Origin of the sequence: Enterococcus ureasiticus (genome assembly GCF_001730285.1) — a bacterium.
Classification (GTDB): Bacteria; Bacillota; Bacilli; order Lactobacillales; family Enterococcaceae; genus Enterococcus_L; species Enterococcus_L ureasiticus.
Genome location: NZ_MIJZ01000001.1, coordinates 75673 through 97119 on the forward strand (window position 1 = coordinate 75673; position 21447 = coordinate 97119).

Sequence of the window (21447 nt, forward strand, 5' to 3'; positions counted from 1 at the left end):
CTGCAAGTGAGATATCGTACCTTTTTTGTCTTTATATCAACCAGGAGATGATCGTCTTCTGGCTGCATTATTTTGTATAACAGGCGGTGTAGTCGATTCTTGTGGCGGCTCACTACTTGGCAAGACCTCGGTCGGCGCGGTTGATACTGGAGGTTCTGTTTGCTGAGTAGAAGAAGCCGGGACTTCATTAGATTGAGTTGATGATGGCTCAGTTTGTGAAGGGACACTAGAACTGCTTGTTGTTCCAGATTCAGAACTTACAGGACTTTCCCACGATGAAGAACTTTCATTACCGGAGTTTGAAGGCAATAATTGTTCTTCATAAGCACCTTTAACATACAATTCACTACCAGAGCGTATTACAGTATCAGGCATGACCCAATCGTCATTAGAGACACCTTCAGATAAATAAGTCATCATTTCTCGGTAAACATCAGAAGCAATTCCCCAGTATTCGTAAGGAATAGGAGTTAAACGCTGTTTATAGCCTGTCCAAACTGAAACTGCATAATGAGGTGTATAACCGACGAATGTGCTGTCTGGCGCAATACTAGACGATTCAGAGGCACCTATTTTAGCAAGGTCGTCTTCTGTATAGTTGGCTGTTCCAGTTTTACCAGCTTGGATCAATCCTGGAACGCCTGCATTAAAGGCTGTACCGCCAGAGATAACATCTTTGAGCATATCAGTCATCATATAGGCAGTTGAATCTTTCATAGCGCGTTTGCTTTCGGGTTCAGTGACATCTTCAGATCCATCTTGATAGACTACTTTGCTAACATAATATGGCTTATTGTAAACACCCATATTAGCAAATGCCGCATAAGCAGCTGCTAATTTCAAGGAAGAAACCCCATATTTGTTACCACCTAAATCACTGGTATTACTAGAGATCGCGTTTGCTGCAACAAATTCTTTGAACTCTATCCCTAAATCTTTAAGGAAAGCGGCTGATTTGTCACTACCAACAGCATCAAATGTTTGAATCGCTGTTGTGTTACGAGAATACATGATAGCTTTACGCATAGTTAAAGCACCGTAATATTGCATATCCGCATTTGTAACAGGAATGTTGGTTCCTTCATAGGTAGTAGGTCGATCCATCATGATACGACCTGTTGAATAGTTTAAGTTTTCAATAGCAGGACCATAATCTGCGATTGGTTTCATCGTGGAACCGACATCGCGATCTGTTTCAATAGCTAAATTAGATCCTAACTGAACATCGTCAGGAATGTTCCGACCTCCGATTTGAGCTTTGACTTGACCTGTTTTTACATCGATCACGGTCGAAGCAACTTGGAATTCTGGATCAGGATATTGTACATAGGTATCACTATTGATGATGTCATAAAGACGTTTTTGCGCATTCATGTCAAGGTTGGTATGAATGTCTAAACCGTCTGTATAGGGATTTTTACCCATACTTTCCACTTCAGCGATGACTTCTCTGATATAGTTGTCAACGATCTTACGGTTTTCATTTGACTGTTTTAATGGTTGTAAACCGTCGTCGATCGGTGTTGCTTTGGCATCATCATATTCTTTTTGCGTGATTTTATCGTTTTCTTTCATTGTGTATAAAACAACATCGCGTCGTTCTTTAGCTACATCTGGTTTTACGTATGGATCATAATCATTAGGCGCTTGAGGCATTCCAGCCAAAAGAGCAGTTTGAGGAAGTGTTAGCTCAGCCAATGGTTTTCCATAATAAGATTGAGCTGCTGTTTCCATACCATACAAACCATTAGCCATGTAGACCTTATTGATATAATACGTTAAAATCTCTTCTTTTGATTTTTCTTTTTCTAATTTCATGGCAAGCCAAGCTTCTTGTGATTTTCGTTTGAGGTTTTGATCTTTTTCTGTTGTAGAGAAGTAAGAAAGTTTGATTAATTGTTGAGTTAACGTACTACCACCTTGAAGGCCGCCCGTTTTAAAGTTGGAAAAGGCAGAACCTAATATTCGTATTGGGTCAACTCCGCTATGTTTATAAAAACGTTTGTCCTCAACAGATACCACTGCATCTTTAAGTAACTGTGGTACATCTGTTGGCTTGATCATTTCACGTTTTTCAGCGCCTAATTCTTCAAAAACTTCATTATTTGCATCATATAGCTTTGAAGAAACAGTTGCACTTAGTTTTTCATCGTCTAATTTCGGCGCATCTTTAGCATATGACCAGAAAAGACCTAAACCTGCCAGAAGACCTAGAATTCCAAGTAGGACTAATCCTAGGAATATTTTTAGAAGGATTCGTTTTTTCTTTGGTTTTTTCCCGTCGTTTGACGGTGTGTTTCCAGTGCTGTTAGAAGCAGGAGTATGTCCATGTCTTGCAGCACGTGATCCTATTTCATCAGTTGTCATTAATCGCAACTCCTTTGTTTGATTGAATATGTAACTTAACTGCATCCAAGTAGGGAATTCTAGGTGCAATTCCTATTTGGATCTCTATTCCCTTTTTTTCAATAAGAGTTAAAGGCAACGATTTTTTTCCAGTGCTTTCTTGTTCTGACCAATAGGTTACTAATTCTTCTCCGCTAAAAAAGAAACATCTATTCAATGAAGAGAACCACAATAGAACAAAGCAAATCCCTTTTTGAGCCATACATTGTTGGATGTGGTCGATCTGGTGTTGATGAAAGTTTTTAAAAGGGAAAGAGGTTTTATTCTTCGTTTCCTTTGCTTCAAAATCCAGATAGTATCCATTGTAGACACCATTATAATCGGTTGTGGAGGCTTGTCTAAAGTAAGCTTCCTTAATTACAGCAGCGCTCCGACTGGGGTAATCAACCTTCACAATTTGAACAGGGGTGGGCTTTTTATGAATCACGGCTGTACTGCGCATTAAATAATACGCATTGCTTTTATTGATTTCTTCTTCAAAGTCCATGCCGCGTTTACCAAATTGAATTGATTTTTGGTTTTTTACTTGTTTTTTTGATTTGGGTGCTTCATGATTGTTATAGGGAGTACCATTAGGATAATGAAAAGCCATTTCTATCACACTCCTAGCCAACATTATAACAAAAAATCTTTATGAAAGAAAAGGAATGTCTATGGAAAACGTAAAAACACTTTATGTGACTGGTTATAAAAGCTTTGAAATCGGGGCTTTTCAAGACAATGACCCTAAAATTACAGTTATTAAAAATATATTAAAAAAGGAAATTATGGGCTATTTAGACACTGGATTAGAGTGGATTTTGGTTTCTGGTAATCTTGGAACAGAGATTTGGGCGGCAGAAGTTGTAGCCGAATTGAAAAATGATTATCCAGAATTAAAATTAGGACTTATTTATCCTTTTAAAGATTTTGGTAGTAACTGGAATGAAAAAAATCGTGGGAATTTAGAAAAAATTGAGCTTTTAGCAGATTATGTGGATTCAGTGAGTCATCAGCCGTATAAATCACCAGCACAATTAAAAATGCATACACGATTTTTATTGGAACATTCTGGTGCTAGTTTGTTGGTCTATGATAAAGAATACCCCGGTAAAACGGAGTATTTCTTAAAAGATGCGGAACTTTTTTCTGAGAAATATCCTTATGAAATCCGCATGATAACCATGGATGATTTACAAAACTCGATGGAATAGTGAGAATCTGTTTGATTTTCTGACGATTTTCCGATACAATAATGCTGTTGAACTATGAACTTTTATCCTAATCAAAGAAAATAATGAGGTGTAAGTATGGCAAATTTAGTATACAGTCCAAAAGATATTTTACAAAAAGAATTTAAAACCAAAATGCGCGGCTATGATCCAGTTGAAGTTGATGAATTTTTAGATAACGTAATTAAAGATTATGAAGCGTATAACAAAGAGCTTTTAACACTACAAGAAGAAAATAACCGTTTATTAGCTAAGCTTGATCAAGCTTCTAAAGTACAACAAGCAATGCCTCCACGCGGCGGGCAAGAAATGCCTAAGAGTGCAGCTGTTACAAACTTTGATATTCTAAAACGTCTATCTAATTTAGAGCGTGAAGTTTTTGGCAAAAAATTAGATGATACTCCAGCTTCAAATCCTATCTCAGGTATGAGCCACTCTAATTCATACGAAAGCAATTTACACAATCCGTATGAGCGTGAAATAGACAATTCAGAAACACGTCAATTTTAATTGATTGAATCAAACATTTTTGTAATTTTCGGGTGATCGCGGTTTGAATTTATTCAGGCTGAGGAAAGTCCATGCTCGCACAGACTGAGATGTCTGTAGTGTTCGTGCTTAGCGAAATCATAAGCTAAGGTACTTGGTTGAGTAAGATCGGTTGTTTTTTAAACGAGCTGATATTGCTTTATAGAGTAACGGCAGGAAAAATGACTAAGGTTTCGGCTATGTCAAAGTACCCTTGAAAGTGCCACAGTGACGAAGCAATTTTGGAAACGGAATTGGTGGAACGCGGTAAACCCCTCGAGCGAGCAACCCAAACAATGGTAGGGGCGCTCTTCTAAAGGAAATGAACGAGTAGAAGAGGCAGATTAATTTCTGCAGATAGATGATGACCGTCGAGTGTCTTTCCCTGAGAGGCATTCGATACAGAACATGGCTTACAGAAAATTACAAGTATTCAGGATGACCTTCCAACTTTGTTGTGAAGGCTTTTTTTAAAGTAAGAGATAAATATTTTTTAGTATAGATAGAGTAACGAACAGCTCTTAACGACAACAAGAACAAGAGGAGATATAATGACAAAAGAAAAAACATTTAAACTTGTTGCAACGGCAGCGAGTGGTCTAGAAGCATTAGTAGGAAAAGAATTACGTGATTTAGGTATTCCTTGTGAGGTAGAAAATGGGAAGGCTTTGTTTGAAGGAACCATGGAAACAATCGCTACGGCTAACTTATGGTTGAGAACAGCAGACCGTATCAAAATTATCGTTGGTGAATTTGATGCATTTAGCTTTGATGAGTTATTTGAAAAAGTTAAAGCATTGCCGTGGGAAGACTATTTACCGATGGATGCAGAATTTCCAGTTGCTGGAAAATCAATCAAATCTAAATTATACAGCACACCAGACTGTCAATCGATCACTAAAAAAGCGATCGTTAATCGCTTAAGAGAAGTTTATCATCGTCCGGCAACTGTGCCTTTAGCTGAAACAGGTGCTTTTTTCCAATTAGAAGTTGCTCTTTTAAAAGACCATGTAACAATTACGATCGACACGACCGGACCAAGTTTATTTAAACGTGGCTATCGTATTGAAAAAGGTGGAGCACCATTAAAAGAAAATATGGCAGCGGCATTAGTAACGTTAACTAATTGGCGTAAAGACCGTCCGTTTTATGATCCAGTTTGTGGATCTGGTACGATTTGTATTGAAGCAGCTTTGATCGGTCATAATATTGCACCAGGTTTTAACCGTGAATTCGTCTGTGAAACGTGGGATTGGTTTGATTCGGCAGTTTTTGAAAAAGTTCGTAAAGAAGCAGATGAGAAAGCAGATTATGATATCAAATTAGACATTATGGGTTCTGATATCAACGGAAAAATGATCGAAATAGCTAAAGCAAATGCGGAAGAAATTGGTTTAGGTGACTCAATCACATTCAAACAATTAGCGTTGCGTGACTTTACAACAGAAAAAGAATATGGCGTAATGGTTGCAAATCCGCCTTATGGAGAACGCTTGGGTGAAGAAGAATCCGTGCGTAAATTATATAAAGAAATGGGCGAAGTTTTTCGTCCACTGAAAACGTGGAGCAAATATATTCTAACGAGTGATTTAACGTTTGAACAATATTATGGTGCGAGAGCTACGAAGAAGAGAAAATTATACAATGGTGCATTACGTACTGATCTGTTCCAATATTGGGGAGAAAGACCACCGAGAAAACCAAGAGAAGAGTAGGTGAATGTTATGAAAGAACAAGAATTTTTACAAGAAATCAGAGAAATCGAATTGATAAACCAAGCTTTGGGTTTGCTAGAATGGGATAGCCAAACTGGAATGCCGGAAGCGAGCAGTGAGTTTAGAGGCGAAGCTCTCGGTTATTTATCAGGAATGTCATTTGAGCGTAGCGTAGGACCAAAAGTTCAAGAAGCTTTAACTTACTTTGACACGCACTCGGATGAGTTATCAGAAGTCGGTTTAGCTGTTTATAAGAAGATTAAAGAAGAATATGAGTTAAATCATAGCATTCCTGCTGAGCGGATGCAGGCGTATAATACTGCATTGACCAATGCTCATACAGCATGGTTGCAAGCTAGAAAAGCGAAAGATTTCGCTAAAATGAAAAACGAAATCCAAACAATCATCGATTTCTTAAAGGAATTTATTCCATATTGGAAAAAAGATGAAGCAACAAATTATGATGTCTTGTTGAATCAATATGAACCTGGGTTAAGTGTTGAAAAATTAGATCAAATTTTTACTCAAGTAAAAACAGGAATCATGGAAATCAGAGCCGAGATTGCAGAAAAAGGAACAGTCCCTCGCACTGATTTTTTATCTAGACGTGTAACAAAAGAGCAACAAAGAACCTTTGTAACGGGTGTTGCAGAGCAGTTAGGCTATGATTTTTCTCGTGGTCGTTTAGATGATACGGTTCATCCGTTTATGCTAGATTTAAATCGAAATGATGCACGGATCACAACGCGTTGGGATGAAACGAATTTTTCAATGGCAACATTTGGTGTCATTCATGAAGCAGGTCATGGAATCTACGAGCAAAGTATCGATCCAAAATATGATTACACGCCGCTTTCGACTGGTGCTTCTATGGGAATTCACGAGTCTCAATCGTTATTTAATGAAATTATTATTGGTAGTAATAAACAGTTTTGGCAAAAACAATTTCCATTTTTTAAAGAATGCACAGAAGGTACTTTTGATGATATTGATTTTGATACTTTTTATGATTCATTGAAAGAAACAAAAGCGAGTTTGGTGCGAATTGAAGCAGATAGTTTAACCTACCCACTTCATATCATTATTCGTTATGAAATTGAAAAAATGATTTTTAATGAGGATGTTTCAGTCGATGATCTACCTCAAATTTGGAATGATAAGTACGAAGAATATTTAGGGATTCGACCTGAGAATGATTTAGAAGGAATCGTACAGGATGTTCATTGGTCTGGCGGTAGTTTTGGTTATTTCCCATCTTACGCCTTAGGCTATATGTATGCGGCTCAACTGCGTCATGCAATGGGCAAAGAAATTGCTGTAGATACGGTTTTAGCTAGTGATGATTATTCTTCAATCAAAAACTGGTTAACAGATCATATCCACCAGTATGGTGCATCAAGAAAACCAAATCAGTTGATTTTAGATGCGACGGGCGAAGCGCTGAATCCACAATATTTGATTGATTACATGAAATCAATCTATTATGATGTATACAAAATCAAAGAATAACAATTTTTATCTAGCAACAGAAATGAGGGAGCAGTTATGTTATCAATCAATGAATACCTGAAAGCCGGTGAAACGACTGTCTCCAATTTAGTCATTGAGAACTACCAAAAAATTGGTTTAACAGACGAAGAATTTTTATTTTGGCTACAGTTGTTCCGTTCCCAAGCAAAAGGTGATTTATTTCCAGATTTAGCTGAAATCAGTCAAATGATGGGAAAACCCATCGATGTTATTTATAAATTAATGAATCAACTCGTTTCACGTGGCTTTTTGATTATTGAAACCAAACAAAATGATCAAGGTCAAATGATAGATACGTATGATTTACTACCGATTTTTGAAAAAATTGATCTTTTACAACAAAAGCAGACAGAAAAACAAAAAGAAGTGACGTCAGAAGAAACAATTAAACAGCTTTATCAAGGTTTTGAAAAAGAGTTTGGTCGCCAATTATCGCCAATCGAGCTGGAGATGATTGGTCAGTGGTTGGAAACAGATCACTATCAACCTGAACTTATTCGACTGGCTTTAAGGGAAGCTGTGCTAAATCAAGCCTATAGTTTAAAGTATATCGATCGAATCTTGCTTGCTTGGGAGCGTAAAAATATTACGACGAAAGAGCAAGTAGCGGAAGATCAAAAACGTCGAAAACAGGCACTGATCCAAAAAGAAATCGAGCAACAAGGTGACAAAAACGAGCCAATTCCTAAGGTTACTTTACACAATTGGCTTAATCCAGAAGATAGTGAGTAGGAGGTAGATAAATGCTTTCTAAAGAGAAAACAATGGAAGCAATAGAAATCATGTATGATATGTTCCCAGAAGCTGCATGTGAACTTACCCATAAAAGCCCCTTTCAATTATTGATCGCTGTTATTTTAAGTGCTCAAGCAACGGATGTTTCTGTGAATAAAGCAACCCCTGCATTATTTGCTGCGTATCCAACACCTGAGGCACTTGCCGTGGCTCCAATAGAAGATATCATTCAGAAAATTAAAACGATTGGTTTGTATCGAAATAAGGCAAAGAATATTAAAGCGTGTGCTGCACAATTACTGGATCAGTTTAATGGAAAAGTACCCGAAACGCGTGAAGAGTTAGTTTCTTTACCTGGTGTTGGCCGTAAAACGGCTAATGTGGTAATGGGGGATGCTTTTGGCGAACCAGCTATCGCAGTGGATACTCATGTTGAGCGTGTGTCAAAACGTTTACGAATTTGTAAATTAGACGCAAATGTAATGGAAGTCGAACAAACATTGATGAGAAAAATCCCTAAAGAATTATGGGTGAAAACTCACCATACAATGATTTTTTTCGGTCGATATCACTGTTTAGCACGAAATCCTAAATGTGATATTTGTCCACTTCTGTATATGTGCCAAGAAGGTAAAACACGAATGAACGCAAAATAAAAAATAGAGTGACGTAAAACAGATAATTGTTTACGTCACTCTATTTTTTGTGCTACGTTAACCAATCCCAATAACGAAATGGAATAGTTTATCTGAATAGGTAAGCTCATCTAAATCAGTTTTGATGGTTTCATTCAGTAATTTTAATTCATCTGTAACAATACCATCCACACCATAAAACATCATCCGTGTCATTGTATCTTCATCATTAACAGTCCAAGCATAGACTTTTTTCCCATCATTATGAGCAGCGTTTATAAAATTCCGATTTAAGGTTGTATATTCCATTGTAAAGAAATCGACATTTGCAACAGGCGGCCCTACAATGTTAAATGGCAGAATATAGCCAACGTAAAACTTAGGTTCTTCTTCCTTTAACTGTGTTGCTGTATCAAAGGTCAACGTGTGAAGAATATGCTTTTCAGATAAGATAACATTCCGATATTTTTCGGTAAATCGTTTCACTAAATCAGGGCTATCTTGTGGGGTTGTTTTGATTTCGATCAGCAATTTTTGCTGTAATTTTTTGGCTTTTTCGAGATACTCATCAAAAGAGCAAACTTTCGCTTCCATACCATTTTCTTTAGCAGTTAACTGGGTCAATTCATCTAAAGTCAGCTGATTTGGTCTTTTATTAACACCTGTAAGTTTTTTTAGATTGAAATCGTGCATGACAACAAATTGCTTGTCCTTAGTTTCTTGTATATCCATCTCTACGTATGTAGGATGTTCTAAACTTGTTTTTTCCAGAGCAGGTAACGTGTTTTGGACACCATTTGCTGCGTCGACACCTCTATGAGAAATCGTTAGAGGTTCTGTGACAGATGGATTACTTAAATAATTCGTATTATAAGTACCGACACCAATTCCAAGAATAGCTGCGGTAAAAGCAAATAATCCGATTTTAAAAGCGGTCCATTCTTTTCTTGGTTGTTTTGGCTGATCGAAATACCATTGTGGTAGCTCAGGTAAAAAGCCTTCATCATTCATGTAATCGATCGTGATATAAAAAATTCCGACGGTAGAAAAAACAATATTAAGAAGTAAAATAAATTGTAATAGCGTCATAGCAATCACTGCACTAACTAAAGCATAACTAGGAATCGCCGTTTCAATAATCGCTTGGGCGCTTAGTATCACCGTATAGCTAATCACAAAAACTAAAAGAATACTCCCACCGATTACAATAAATTGGCCTAAGATTCTAAAGAAGTGATTTTTGGTTGAGCGCCAGCTTTCTTTAATCGCTTGGCGAAAGGGAACATCTCGTAAAATCATTTCAGGCAATGCAAAAATCAAACGAATAGAAAGGTAGAAGAAAAGTAAGTAACCCAAAACGACTAAAGCAATAATCGTTACACGATTGGCGAAGATAAAGTCCATAATAAATGCTGGAATTTTTATTTTTGACAATAAATCCGAATTAAAACCTAGACCACTAAGCGGTAACACTAAGAAAAAATAGAATAGGAAAAAAAGAATCGTGCTAAATCGAATTTTTTTAAGTTGAAGAATCGTTCCTTTAAGCAAATTCGTTAGAGAGATCGGTTCTTTTTTCTTTATGAAGAAAATGCTCAAAAGTAAAAAAGTAAATTCAAAGAAGACCGCAATTACAATTGCCAACAATACAATGATCAATGCGATCAATACGCCAGGATGTTTAGCAAAGATGATTGGAATTGTATCATAAGATAGGTAGTTGATTTTCCCTTGTTTTAAGATAAAACGCGTCGAATTGGCCAAAAGAGGGAGTAGTACAAACAGCATAAAACCATGCATCAATAAGACATCACGAAAATATGCCGAAGTACCTGCAAAAAAATCAACCATATTTTTAAAACTATTTTTTATGTATTTCATTATTTTATCCACCCCTACAAAACTAAAATAAAAGAAGATAGGATACTGTTGCATCCTATCCCAACCGTGTTTCCATTATATATTTTTAAGCTCTAAAAGCCTAGTAAACCGTTTAAGAATGTTCCACCATAAATCAAGGCTAAACTATACAAGAAGATTGAAACAGGTTTTGCTAAGATAATGATCAATGTAAATTTCTTTAAGGACATTTTAGTTAAACCAGCCATTAAACAAAGTGCATCATCTGGTGCAATTGGTAGAAAAATAGCTAAAGCGAAGAGACGTTCAAAACGTTTTTCATTATCCAACCAACCGATATATTTATTGTAGGTCTTGTCACTAACTAAACTTAGAATAAAAGGTTTTCCATATTGGCGACCTAAAATGAAAATAATCACAGAACCAATTGCGATCCCTACATAATTATAGATAAATCCAGCAAAAGGGCCAAATATCAGAACACCTGCAGCACAACTAACGCCACCGGGGATAATTGGAATCACTACTTGAATGATCTGAATCAGCATAAATAGTATAGGACCTAAAATAACAGAGTCACCGACTAATCCTCTCAAAGCATTAATATCTTTAAAAACACCTAATCGTACAAAATAAATCGTCACAGCAATCGTTGCGATAATTCCTACGATTGAAATAATGTTAATAATTTTTCTTGAAAGCGCGATGCTCATATCCTTCATCTCCTTATTAATAACTACCTCTAGTATAAAAGCCTTGTCATAATTTTACCATTGTTATTTATGAAATTTCACGAACAAAGTTGTAAGAACCAACTTGTTACGATTATTATACAAAGAACTTGTGCCAAAAACATCCTACTTTAGCCCTAAATAAAAAAATAACCGAGTGTTTCCTATTTACAAGAAACAATGAGAGGATTATAATTGTTTTAAGGATTATGGTGCACCTAAAAATATAATAATATAAACCTGATGATTTATAGTTGGAAGAAGGATCAATATGAAAGAAGAGAAAAATGAAGCAGAAAAGTTGTTGGAATATGCAAATGGTCCTAGTTTAGAAGAAATCAATAATACGGTTGATGTACCGAAAAATGCTAGTTTTTGGCGAACATTGATGGCTTATAGTGGGCCAGGGGCCCTTGTAGCAGTTGGTTACATGGACCCAGGAAATTGGATCACATCGATTGCTGGTGGTGCAGAATATAAATATGCTTTACTGAGTGTTATCTTATTATCAAGTTTGATTGCTATGTTACTTCAGAGCATGGCGGCTAAATTAGGGATTGTGACAGGAAGAGATTTGGCTCAGGCGACTAGAGAACATACAAGTAAAAAAACAGGCTTTGTTCTATGGATCATTACTGAACTTGCAATCATGGCAACAGATATTGCGGAGGTAATCGGTGGTGCAGTTGCGTTACAATTATTGTTTGGTTTCCCATTATTGATTGGTGTATTGATTACAACTTTTGATGTTCTATTGTTATTACTGTTAACGAAACTGGGTTTTAGAAAAATTGAAGCTATCGTGGCTTGTTTGATTGCAGTAATCTTTTTTGTTTTTGCGTATGAAGTAGCACTAGCGGATCCAAATATTGGTGAAGTACTTCGCGGTTTTATTCCAGATACGAGAATTGCGACTGACAAATCAATGCTGTTTTTAGCATTAGGAATCGTTGGGGCAACGGTTATGCCTCATAATTTATACTTGCATTCATCGATTGCCCAAGCAAGAAAATTCGATCGTAATGATGATAAGGAAAAGGCGAAAGCCATTCGTTTTACGATTTGGGATTCCAATATTCAATTGACTATTGCCTTTATTGTTAATTGCTTGTTGCTGATTTTGGGTGGTGCTTTGTTTTATGGAACGAATAGTGATCTTGGTAAGTTTGTGGATTTGTTTGACGCATTGAAAAACCCTGATATCGTTGGGAATATTGCAAGTCCAGTTTTAAGTATTCTGTTTGCGGTAGCGTTACTTGCTTCAGGTCAGAACTCAACGATCACTGGAACACTTTCAGGACAAATTGTTATGGAAGGGTTTATTCATTTGAAAATGCCACTGTGGATGCGTCGGGTCGTGACACGTTTGATTGCGATTGTACCAGTAATTATTTGTGTGATTCTTTATGGTGGAAGAGAATCAGCGGTAGAGGATTTGTTGTTGTACACCCAAGTATTTTTAAGTATCGCATTACCAATTTCAATTATTCCTTTAACAATGTACACAAGTGATAAAAAAATTATGGGTCGATTCGCTAATCCGATGTGGGTGAAAGTTTTAGCTTGGATTATCGCGATTGTATTGACCGCATTGAACCTATTCTTGATTTATGGAACTTTAACAGGGGTAAATGCTTAAAACAGAAAAAGAAAGCGATTCTTAGTTGAATGGCTTTCTTTTTACGTATATATAATAGAATTCGTTCTACAGAAATGGTAGAATGAAAAAGACTAAAATTTTGAAATGAGGGTTTTAAGTGACTGAATATTTAAATGTTGGAAAAATCGTCAATACTCAAGGCTTAAAAGGTGAATTGCGAATAATTTCTCAAACGGATTTTCCAGAACTACGCTATAAAAAGGGATCAGTTTTGACATTATTTCAAGAAAAAAAAGCGCCAATCGAATTAACGATCAAAACGCATCGAAAACATAAAAATTTTGATATTGTCACGTTTGAAGATCATTTTTCAATCAACGATGTCGAAAAATACCGTGATGGAATTTTGAAAGTGTCAAAAGAAGGCTTAAAGGATTTACCAGGAGATGAATTTTATTATCACGAAATCATTGGGTTGACTGTTATCGACGAAAACAATGAAGAACTTGGTAAGATCAAAGAAATTCTTTCACCAGGGGCAAATGATGTCTGGGTTGTTCAAAGACCCAAGAAAAAAGATGCATTGATTCCCTATATCGAATCGGTTGTTAAGTCGATTGATTTAGAAGAAGGCATCGTTCGTGTAGAAATTCCAGAAGGTTTGATTGACGATGAAAATTGATGTATTGACACTTTTTCCAAGAATGTTTGAAGGTCCAATGGGAGAATCGATCATTGGGAAAGCTGTAGAAAAAAATTTATTAGAAATCAATGTTTCAAATTTCCGTGATCATTCTGATAATAAGCATCAGTCGGTTGATGATTATCCTTATGGTGGCGGGGCAGGAATGTTATTAAAAGTTCAGCCAATTTATGATAACTTACGAAGAATTGAAGAAGCATCACCAGAAACGAAAAAACGTGTGATTTTACTGGACCCGGCAGGTAAACGGTTTGACCAAAAAATGGCGGAAGAATTTTCTGAAGAAGAGCACCTAGTTTTTATTTGCGGTCATTATGAGGGATACGATGAGCGTATTCGTTCTTTAGTTACGGATGAAGTTTCATTAGGCGACTACGTTTTGACTGGTGGAGAATTAGGTGCAATGGTTATGATCGATGCAACGGTTCGGTTACTTCCTGATGTGTTAGGGAATAAACTATCTGCGCAAACCGACTCGCACTCAACAGGATTGTTGGAACATCCGCAATATACACGCCCTGCTGAATTTAAGGGAATGAGTGTGCCAGAGGTTTTGACAAATGGAAATCATAAATTGATTGCAGAATGGCAGTTGAAAGAATCTTTACGTAGAACTTATTTAAGACGCCCTGATATGCTGGAAACTCTTGAACTTGATGACGAAATGAAAAAATTCCTTACTGAAATCATTGAAGAAGAAAAGATAGCAGATCATTAGAAAATAAGATGCCTTTAAAGAAAAATCCCTTTACAGCAACGAAGAGCTATGTTAAACTATTTCAGTGAGTGCAAAGCGCTCAACTATTACGATATTCCGCTGTGGCAGAGGCCATATGAATGTTTGGAATGAGGAGAAAAAAGAATGAATCCATTAATTCAAGAATTAACACAAGATCAATTACGTACGGATATCCCTGCTTTTCGTCCTGGAGATACTGTTCGCGTACATGCGAAAGTAGTCGAAGGAACACGCGAACGTATCCAATTATTTGAAGGAGTTGTTATCGGACGCCGCGGCGCTGGTATCAGCGAAACTTATACAGTACGTAAAATTTCTAACGGTGTTGGTGTGGAACGTACATTCCCATTACACACACCACGTGTTGCTCAAATCGAAGTAGTTCGTTATGGTAAAGTTCGTCGTGCGAAACTTTATTACTTACGTGCATTACACGGTAAAGCAGCTCGTATTAAAGAAATCCGTCGTTAAAAACTTGTTATTTATTAACAATAAACCCCTTGATTATCAAGGGGTTTTATTTTTTTGCCACAACATGAAATTACATCATTTCAGCAATTCTTCATTTGTATCTGCTAAACCAGTTAAGTTTTATAGTTCTTAAACAAAAAGATAGTGCAAAATAAATCCGATGATGAGTGAGAAAACAAAGTAAGACAAAGCGATATATAAATAAAGTTTTTCTCCTGTTGTTCTGTATTTGAATAATGATAAAATACCCAATATAAAGAAAATTATTGATAAGATCACTATTTTCACCTCGAAAATAATTGTAACAGCTTGAAATGAATATTAGCAAAAATATTGAATTAATCACAATAATTATATCAACAACATTGTCTATATAAATTTACTTGGCAGTTCAATTACAAAGATAACGAAGTGTGAATAGAAAACTGCATAAGTAGTAGCTTTTGAACAAGCAACTACTCATGCAGTTTCATTATATTATCTATATCAAGGCAAAATACTATTCTCTCAATTCTAATAAAAATGCTAAGGCTTGTTCTTGATTCATCAGTCCAGATTTTAATTTATCCGCAATGATTTCTATCTCTGCACCTTTTGCACCGATCGACATAGCCAAAGAACGAGCTTGTAATGACATATGACCTTGTTGAATACCTTCTGAGACTAACGCTCGCAAAGCAGCTAAATTTTGTGCTAAACCAACAGCTGCAATTACTTCCGCCAATTCTTTTGCATCGGTTACATTTAAAATTTCTAAAGCAGCCTGAGCTTTGGGTAAAACACGAATTGCACCGCCAACTGTTCCGATAGCCAAAGGTAATTCAATAATGCCTTTCAAGCCATCTTCGACAAGTTCCCATTGACTTAAACCGTGATAACTACCAACAGCAGCATAAGCATGAGCTGCTGCTGCAACTGCACGTGTATCATTTCCAGTTGCTAAAACCACAGCTTCTATCCCATTCATAATGCCTTTATTGTGTGTAGTAGCACGATAGGGGTCTATCTGAGCAAGTTGAGAAGCTGCAGCAATTTTTTCTGCAACTAATTTTCCAGACTCGAAATCACCTGTTTTACTTAAACTAGCAAACGAAACGTAACATGTTGCTTTTACTAAAGATTCCGTTGCGTAATTACTTAAGATACTAAACAGAATTTCATCATCAAACCATTGACGGAATAAATCAGCGACACCTTCTAAAATTGAATTGAGAATATTGGCGCCCATCGCATCTTTAGTATCGACCAGTAAATCCACTGATAAATAGGTATTGTCCTCTGGAAAGTGACGAACTTGGATTCTTTTTAAGCCACCACCACGTTTCACAATAGAGGGGTAACTTTTTTCTGCTTGAACAAAAATTTTTTCTGAAGACTGGTTGATTTTTTCTTCGATTAGCGCGGGATCTGTAACATTCATAAAAACAATTTGACCTCGTAGAAGTCCTTCTGATAATTCACTTTGAATACTGCCAGACCTTCGAATCATTTTGGCGCCATTACTACATGCAGCTATTACAGAAGGTTCCTCAGTCGCCATAGGAACTTGGTAGCTTTTATTATTTACTAAAATATCAGGAACAATTCCCATTGGTAAAGCCATTTCACTGATTTGATTTTCAATTAAATGATTCGCGATATCCTCGTCTAGAGATATTTTTTCTAACTCTTGTCTGTTCTCCATAGAAAGAGTACCTGTTTCTTGTAAAAAAGTTAAGCGTTCCTCTTTTGACAGTTGATAAAACTTTTTATCTGCTGTTTCTTTTTTCGGTCGCTCAATAAGCAGGGCCAATCCAAGGCCTCCACCAACACATAGAGAAGCCACTCCGTATTGACTATTTGTGTCTTCTAATTGGTGTGCTAAAGTCGCTACGATTCGAGTTCCAGAAGCACCAATTGGATGGCCTAAACTAATGCCGCCGCCCCAAATATTGAGTTTTTCTTCTGGTATCTTCAATTCATTTTGAACGACAATAGATGATGCAGCGAAAGCTTCATTGATTTCAAATAAATCAATGTCTTCAATATTAAGATCGTTACGTTGTAATAAAGATTGAATTGCCTTGATTGGTGAAATCCCCATTATGCTTGGATCAATCCCGATTTCAGTAACATCTTTTACAATAGCGAGATAAGGAATCTGATGTTTATCTGCGAATGATTTTGAAGCTAGTATCATTGCCGAAGCAGCGTCGTTGATTGTTGATGCATTTCCTGCTGTGACAGAGCCGTTTTCTTTGAAAACTGTTTTAAGTGTGCTTAATTTTTCTACCGTTGTATCTTTTCTAACGCCTTCATCGTGCTTAAAAACAGTATCATCGATGAATAAAGGAACGATTTCTTTCACAAACTTTCCTTCGGCTTGAGCTTTTGCAGCTTTCATTTGTGAATGCGCCGCAAAGGTATCCTGCATTTCTCGTGTAATATTAAACTGTTCAGCAACATTTTCTGCTGTTAAGCCCATCGCTTTACCGCTAAATGCATCTGTTAAACCGTCTACCATCATAGTTGGCGCAGGTCTGGAATAAGTATCCTCTTCTTTGTATGTGATGGCAGGAGCAGTTGTCATACTTTCTGTTCCGCCAGCTATAATAACGTCAGCTTGCCCTAATTGAATGGCTTGTTTGGCTAAGCTGATTGCTTTCATGCCTGATCCGCAAACTTCATTTACAGTAAAAGCGGGGACTTCAAAGCCTAATCCACTGTTTATTGCAATTTGTCGTGCAGGATTTTGTCCATTTCCTGCTTGTAATACATTTCCGAAAACTACTTGTTTTATATGTTCTGCCGCTTTTGTATTTCTTGTAAGTAACTCTTTTGTAACAGCCGTTCCTAGCTCAACTGCCGATAATGATTTTAATTGTCCTCGATACTTGCCTATAGGGGTTCTCAAGGCGTCGATAATTACGATTTCCACGACGTCACCTCCAATATGAAATATACCATGGTTTGTGAAAAAAGAATACTCTATAAATCATAATAAAAAAACTTCTGAAATTCTTTAACAAATTTTAAAATATCCTTTTTTCTACCAATCTTACTTGATTATATGATAAATTATAGTATGTAATGATGAGAATAATAATAGAGGAGATATAAAATGAACGTTGGCATAGATAAAATTAGTTTTTTTGTCCCACCATATTATGTAGATATGACCGATTTAGCTTTAGCAAGAGAGGTAGATCCAAATAAATTTCATATTGGTATTGGACAAGACAAAATGGCTGTTAATAAAAAAACACAGGATATCGTGACCTTTGCTGCGAATGCCGCAAAAAATATTTTAACGGATAAAGATAAAAAGCAAATTGACATGGTGATCGTAGGAACAGAATCTGGTATTGATGAATCAAAGGCATCTGCAGTGGTTTTACACCGTTTGCTAGGGATTCAATCTTTTGCCCGTGCGTTTGAAATAAAAGAAGCTTGCTATGCAGGAACTGCTGCCTTGCAATATGCTGTAGCTCATATTAAAACGCATCCGGAAAGCAAAGTGTTAGTTGTGGCTTCTGATATTGCTAAATATGGCTTAGCTTCTGGCGGCGAACCCACACAAGGAGCTGGAGCGGTTGCTATGCTGGTTTCAGCTGATCCGAGAATTTTACAATTAAATGATGATAGTGTAGCTTTAACGCAGGACATCTATGATTTTTGGCGACCAGTGGGACATGATTATCCAATGGTTGATGGACAATTATCTAACGAAACATACATCCAAGCCTTTCAAAAAGTTTGGAAAGAATATCAACACTGCTATAATAAATCGATTGCTGATTTTCATGCGTTGGCATTCCACATTCCTTATACAAAAATGGGGAAAAAGGCCTTATTGGCCGCTTTGGAAGACGAGTCATCAGAAGCACAAGAACGTATTTTAACGAAATATGAAGCAAGTATTCTCTATAGTCGACAAGTTGGTAATTTGTATACAGGTTCTTTGTATTTGGGTTTGATTTCGTTATTGGAAAATGGTCAATTAAATGCTGGGGAATTAATTGGATTATTTAGTTATGGTTCTGGTACGGTCGCAGAATTTTTTAGTGGTACACTTGTTGAAGGGTATCAAGCGCAATTGCTTACGGATCTTCATCAAACGCAATTGGCTGACCGCAAAGTATTATCGATTGCTGAATATGAAGAGATGTTTAACGATATTTTGGATACCAATGTAGATAGTGAGTATGAAGATTCGCTTCTTTATAGTATCGCTTCTATTTCAAATACGGTTAGAGCGTATAAAGAAAACTAACCTATAAGAATAAGAAAATGTTTAAAGATACTACTTTAAGAGAGTGTGGAGACTTACCGTTTATCGTGAATCATTGTTGTTTTGGATAAATTAATGTCTAAACTTTAAGTATTCTTTATAAGCATTGTAGGATTTTTCATAAAATAATAAACATCTACAAATTGAAGTTGTAACATATCTCTTATAGTGGATGTGTTGCAGCTTTTTTATAGATTGCAAGAAGTTCATATTTATATGTTCTTGACTATAGTTAATTAGACTAACTGTAGGAGGAATAGAGACGTTGAGCTACAGGTTAAACCTGTTATAGAGGAATAATAAAAATTGACAGAAGAAAATAAATCGGATAATTGTTTAATTGTCAGATTTAGATAGGAGAATACCACTGATTAAAATAGATAAAATGATTTTTGAAATTGATGGAATGGTTGTTCCATCCGAAAAAGTGATTGAATGGGAATACAAACGTTTGATCACAGCACATAAATTTTTAAAAAAGATTGCAGATAATTTAGATGATTCATCATTTGAGGTATGGACTAAGCAAAAAAATGTCGAAGCAATGCAAAACGAAATCGTAAGAATTAAAATGGGTTTAGGGCTTAATCATCTTCGTGATCTTTTAAAGAAAAAATCAGCACTGGGCAATTTTGGCTCTGTTATCGCAACGAAAGTTTCACGAGGGAAGAGAAAATTTAGTATTACAGAAATTTTTGTCCCAAATAGCGATTTGGAGCCTTTATGAGGTAATGCAACGAATTACAGCAATCATGATGGAAAATAGTCAAGCTCATTTAGCAATGAATCTCGGGTCAAACCCAGATCATTATGTTTTGCAAAGTATTGCACCAACCATTCAAGAAGTTATTGAAGTCACAGGTGGATCCCCATTACCTACACGATTTTTTGCACATTATGGCGATGAAGAAGGGTTAAAATCGACGTTAACTACTGGTTACAAGGTTCAAGCAGCTGGCTCAGCTCGCTTGGAAAATGGCACCATTATTGGGGGTGTTCGTCATCAAGTAAAAAAAAGAAGAAAATGGCTTTCGTTTTAAAGCATTAGTTAAATTTCCCAGTATTTTGCCAAACTACATGATTAAACAGCATCAGTTGCATTTAACGTGTGAATTTGGTCATTGGATTTCTGATATATTAAACGATTAAGATAATTAATTTCTGAATCATATTCTACTTCTATTTTTTTATGAAGGGGATCATGTTTCAGATTTTTTTTACTCTAATACTTGACTTAGAGTTCACTTTAAGAGGTAAACTATGTTTAGCAATAAAAAAAGTAATTCATTACAAGGAGGAATTTCAATGAACTATGTAAAATTTGGCAATACAGGAATGGAAGTTTCGAGAATCTGTCTAGGCGCAATGGGTTTTGGTGATCCTAACAGTGGTTTTCATGAATGGGTCTTAGAAGAAGAGGAAAGCAAAAAAGTAATCAAAAAAGCGCTAGATTTAGGAATTAATTTCTTCGATACAGCTAATGTGTATTCGTATGGTGCAAGTGAACGGATTCTTGGAAAAGCACTGAATGAGTATGCGAATCGTGATGAAATCGTCGTTGCAACCAAATTATTTACTACGATGAAAAAAGACGTTCCAAATAGCGGTGGTTTATCAAGAAAAGAAATTTTTCATCAAATTGATGCTAGTTTAGAACGTTTAGGTATGGATTATGTTGATTTATATATTATCCATCGTTGGGATTACAATACACCAATCGAAGAGACTATGGAAGCTTTGCATGATGTTGTGAAATCTGGGAAAGTTCGTTATATTGGCGCTTCAGCCATGTTTGCGTGGCAGTTTGCAAAAGCACAGGCAGTGGCTGAGAAAAATGGCTGGACAAAATTCGTTTCAATGCAAAATCATTTGAATTTATTATATCGTGAAGAAGAAAGAGAAATGCTGCCTTTATGTGAAGATCAAAAAATTGCAGTTACACCGTATAGTCCATTAGCATCAGGTCGTTTAACGCGTGATTGGAGCGCACAAACTAAGCGTTTTGAAACAGATAAAACAGCGATGTCAAAATATGATAATACAGCTGATCAAGATCGCATTATCGTTGAAAGAGTTGCTGAAATTGCTGAAAAGCGTGGGGTGGAACGTGTACAAGTTGCACTTGCGTGGTTGCTCCAAAAAGGACCAGTTGTGGCGCCGATTATTGGGGCCACAAAAGAAAGTCATTTGACGAATGCGATTCCTGCTTTGGATTTAATTTTGACTGAAGAAGAAGTGCAGTTTTTAGAAGAACCTTATATTCCTCATGTGATTGTTGGACATAAATAAAAACGCGGATAAATAGATGAAAGT

18 protein-coding genes, 1 other RNA gene and 1 pseudogene are annotated in these 21447 nt (G+C 36.3%); 15 read left to right on the top strand and 5 right to left on the bottom strand.

What is annotated here, in order from left to right; translation table 11 throughout:
- Positions 1–36: 36 nt before the first annotated feature.
- Positions 37–2367, bottom strand: coding sequence for a PBP1A family penicillin-binding protein (locus tag BCR21_RS00390; protein WP_069644552.1), 2331 nt, complete (start codon positions 2365–2367; stop codon positions 37–39).
- Positions 2357–2998 (bottom strand): Holliday junction resolvase RecU, encoded by a 642-nt coding sequence (recU, locus tag BCR21_RS00395; RefSeq protein ID WP_069644553.1) that lies wholly within the window; start codon positions 2996–2998, stop codon positions 2357–2359. Before recU ends, BCR21_RS00390 begins: the two co-directional genes overlap by 11 nt.
- A 61-nt stretch (positions 2999–3059) precedes the next feature.
- Between recU and BCR21_RS00400 the strand changes: the two genes are divergently transcribed.
- The 7 genes from BCR21_RS00400 (at position 3060) to nth (ending at position 8781) form a co-directional block, all read left to right on the top strand.
- A complete protein-coding gene (locus tag BCR21_RS00400; RefSeq protein WP_069644554.1) occupies positions 3060–3599 on the top strand; it encodes an SLOG family protein in 540 nt (179 codons plus the stop codon).
- Positions 3600–3695: 96 nt separating this feature from the next.
- On the top strand, positions 3696–4127 hold the full coding sequence (gene gpsB / locus BCR21_RS00405) for a cell division regulator GpsB (RefSeq protein ID WP_069644555.1): 432 nt from the start codon (positions 3696–3698) through the stop codon (positions 4125–4127).
- 24 nt (positions 4128–4151) lie between these two features.
- An RNA gene (rnpB, locus tag BCR21_RS00410) (RNase P RNA component class B) lies at positions 4152–4566 on the top strand.
- A 130-nt stretch (positions 4567–4696) separates the two neighbouring features.
- On the top strand, positions 4697–5860 hold the full coding sequence (locus BCR21_RS00415; protein WP_069644556.1) for a THUMP domain-containing class I SAM-dependent RNA methyltransferase: 1164 nt from the start codon (positions 4697–4699) through the stop codon (positions 5858–5860).
- Positions 5861–5869: 9 nt separating this feature from the next.
- Positions 5870–7369, top strand: coding sequence for a carboxypeptidase M32 (locus BCR21_RS00420; RefSeq protein WP_069645522.1), 1500 nt, complete (start codon positions 5870–5872; stop codon positions 7367–7369).
- 36 nt (positions 7370–7405) lie between these two features.
- Positions 7406–8122 carry a DnaD domain protein gene (locus BCR21_RS00425; protein ID WP_069644557.1) on the top strand — a complete coding sequence of 239 codons (717 nt, stop codon included), beginning with the start codon at positions 7406–7408 and terminating at the stop codon, positions 8120–8122.
- Between the two features lie 11 nt (positions 8123–8133).
- Positions 8134–8781, top strand: coding sequence for an endonuclease III (gene nth / locus BCR21_RS00430; protein ID WP_069644558.1), 648 nt, complete (start codon positions 8134–8136; stop codon positions 8779–8781).
- Between the two features lie 57 nt (positions 8782–8838).
- Here the strand turns inward: nth and BCR21_RS00435 are convergent, their stop codons facing one another.
- Both BCR21_RS00435 and BCR21_RS00440 read right to left on the bottom strand, forming a co-directional pair.
- The gene (locus BCR21_RS00435; protein WP_069644559.1) at positions 8839–10641 is read right to left on the bottom strand and encodes a glycerophosphoryl diester phosphodiesterase membrane domain-containing protein; all 1803 of its coding nucleotides are present in this window, start codon (positions 10639–10641) and stop codon (positions 8839–8841) included.
- 92 nt (positions 10642–10733) lie between these two features.
- Positions 10734–11123, bottom strand: a pseudogene (locus tag BCR21_RS00440) (TVP38/TMEM64 family protein); the annotation flags it as partial.
- Between the two features lie 499 nt (positions 11124–11622).
- Here BCR21_RS00440 and BCR21_RS00445 point away from each other — a divergent pair.
- The 4 genes from BCR21_RS00445 (at position 11623) to rplS (ending at position 14864) form a co-directional block, all read left to right on the top strand.
- A complete protein-coding gene (locus BCR21_RS00445) occupies positions 11623–12990 on the top strand; it encodes an Nramp family divalent metal transporter (protein ID WP_069644561.1) in 1368 nt (455 codons plus the stop codon).
- A gap of 118 nt (positions 12991–13108) precedes the next feature.
- Positions 13109–13633, top strand: coding sequence for a ribosome maturation factor RimM (rimM, locus tag BCR21_RS00450; RefSeq protein WP_069644562.1), 525 nt, complete (start codon positions 13109–13111; stop codon positions 13631–13633).
- Positions 13623–14372 (top strand): tRNA (guanosine(37)-N1)-methyltransferase TrmD, encoded by a 750-nt coding sequence (gene trmD, locus BCR21_RS00455; protein ID WP_069644563.1) that lies wholly within the window; start codon positions 13623–13625, stop codon positions 14370–14372. Before rimM ends, trmD begins: the two co-directional genes overlap by 11 nt.
- A 144-nt stretch (positions 14373–14516) precedes the next feature.
- Complete coding sequence (rplS, locus tag BCR21_RS00460; RefSeq protein WP_069644564.1) at positions 14517–14864, top strand: 50S ribosomal protein L19; 348 nt, start codon at positions 14517–14519, stop codon at positions 14862–14864.
- Positions 14865–15363: 499 nt separating this feature from the next.
- Here rplS and BCR21_RS00465 read toward each other — a convergent pair whose 3' ends face one another.
- Positions 15364–17781 (bottom strand): hydroxymethylglutaryl-CoA reductase, degradative, encoded by a 2418-nt coding sequence (locus BCR21_RS00465; RefSeq protein WP_069644565.1) that lies wholly within the window; start codon positions 17779–17781, stop codon positions 15364–15366.
- A 183-nt stretch (positions 17782–17964) separates the two neighbouring features.
- Between BCR21_RS00465 and BCR21_RS00470 the strand changes: the two genes are divergently transcribed.
- The 4 genes from BCR21_RS00470 (at position 17965) to BCR21_RS00485 (ending at position 21423) form a co-directional block, all read left to right on the top strand.
- Positions 17965–19116, top strand: a complete 1152-nt coding sequence (locus BCR21_RS00470) for a hydroxymethylglutaryl-CoA synthase (protein WP_069644566.1) — start codon at positions 17965–17967, stop codon at positions 19114–19116.
- Positions 19117–19474: 358 nt separating this feature from the next.
- Positions 19475–19861, top strand: a complete 387-nt coding sequence (locus tag BCR21_RS00475) for a hypothetical protein (protein WP_139125563.1) — start codon at positions 19475–19477, stop codon at positions 19859–19861.
- 4 nt (positions 19862–19865) lie between these two features.
- The gene (locus BCR21_RS00480; RefSeq protein ID WP_069644568.1) at positions 19866–20174 is read left to right on the top strand and encodes a hypothetical protein; all 309 of its coding nucleotides are present in this window, start codon (positions 19866–19868) and stop codon (positions 20172–20174) included.
- Positions 20175–20439: 265 nt separating this feature from the next.
- On the top strand, positions 20440–21423 hold the full coding sequence (locus BCR21_RS00485; RefSeq protein WP_069644569.1) for an aldo/keto reductase: 984 nt from the start codon (positions 20440–20442) through the stop codon (positions 21421–21423).
- The last annotated feature ends 24 nt before the right edge of the window (positions 21424–21447 follow it).

What these genes read in the sequence shown, in the direction of transcription:
- BCR21_RS00470 (WP_069644566.1), top strand. Translation starts at nt 17,965, where the DNA reads ATGAACGTTGGCATAGATAAAATTAGTTTTTTTGTCCCACCATATTAT.
- recU (WP_069644553.1), bottom strand. Translation starts at nt 2,998, where the DNA reads ATGGCTTTTCATTATCCTAATGGTACTCCCTATAACAATCATGAAGCA.
- rplS (WP_069644564.1), top strand. Translation starts at nt 14,517, where the DNA reads ATGAATCCATTAATTCAAGAATTAACACAAGATCAATTACGTACGGAT.
- BCR21_RS00445 (WP_069644561.1), top strand. Translation starts at nt 11,623, where the DNA reads ATGAAAGAAGAGAAAAATGAAGCAGAAAAGTTGTTGGAATATGCAAAT.
- BCR21_RS00420 (WP_069645522.1), top strand. Translation starts at nt 5,870, where the DNA reads ATGAAAGAACAAGAATTTTTACAAGAAATCAGAGAAATCGAATTGATA.
- BCR21_RS00425 (WP_069644557.1), top strand. Translation starts at nt 7,406, where the DNA reads ATGTTATCAATCAATGAATACCTGAAAGCCGGTGAAACGACTGTCTCC.
- BCR21_RS00390 (WP_069644552.1), bottom strand. Translation starts at nt 2,367, where the DNA reads ATGACAACTGATGAAATAGGATCACGTGCTGCAAGACATGGACATACT.
- BCR21_RS00485 (WP_069644569.1), top strand. Translation starts at nt 20,440, where the DNA reads ATGAACTATGTAAAATTTGGCAATACAGGAATGGAAGTTTCGAGAATC.
- gpsB (WP_069644555.1), top strand. Translation starts at nt 3,696, where the DNA reads ATGGCAAATTTAGTATACAGTCCAAAAGATATTTTACAAAAAGAATTT.
- trmD (WP_069644563.1), top strand. Translation starts at nt 13,623, where the DNA reads ATGAAAATTGATGTATTGACACTTTTTCCAAGAATGTTTGAAGGTCCA.
- BCR21_RS00435 (WP_069644559.1), bottom strand. Translation starts at nt 10,641, where the DNA reads ATGAAATACATAAAAAATAGTTTTAAAAATATGGTTGATTTTTTTGCA.
- BCR21_RS00480 (WP_069644568.1), top strand. Translation starts at nt 19,866, where the DNA reads ATGCAACGAATTACAGCAATCATGATGGAAAATAGTCAAGCTCATTTA.
- BCR21_RS00415 (WP_069644556.1), top strand. Translation starts at nt 4,697, where the DNA reads ATGACAAAAGAAAAAACATTTAAACTTGTTGCAACGGCAGCGAGTGGT.
- BCR21_RS00400 (WP_069644554.1), top strand. Translation starts at nt 3,060, where the DNA reads ATGGAAAACGTAAAAACACTTTATGTGACTGGTTATAAAAGCTTTGAA.
- nth (WP_069644558.1), top strand. Translation starts at nt 8,134, where the DNA reads ATGCTTTCTAAAGAGAAAACAATGGAAGCAATAGAAATCATGTATGAT.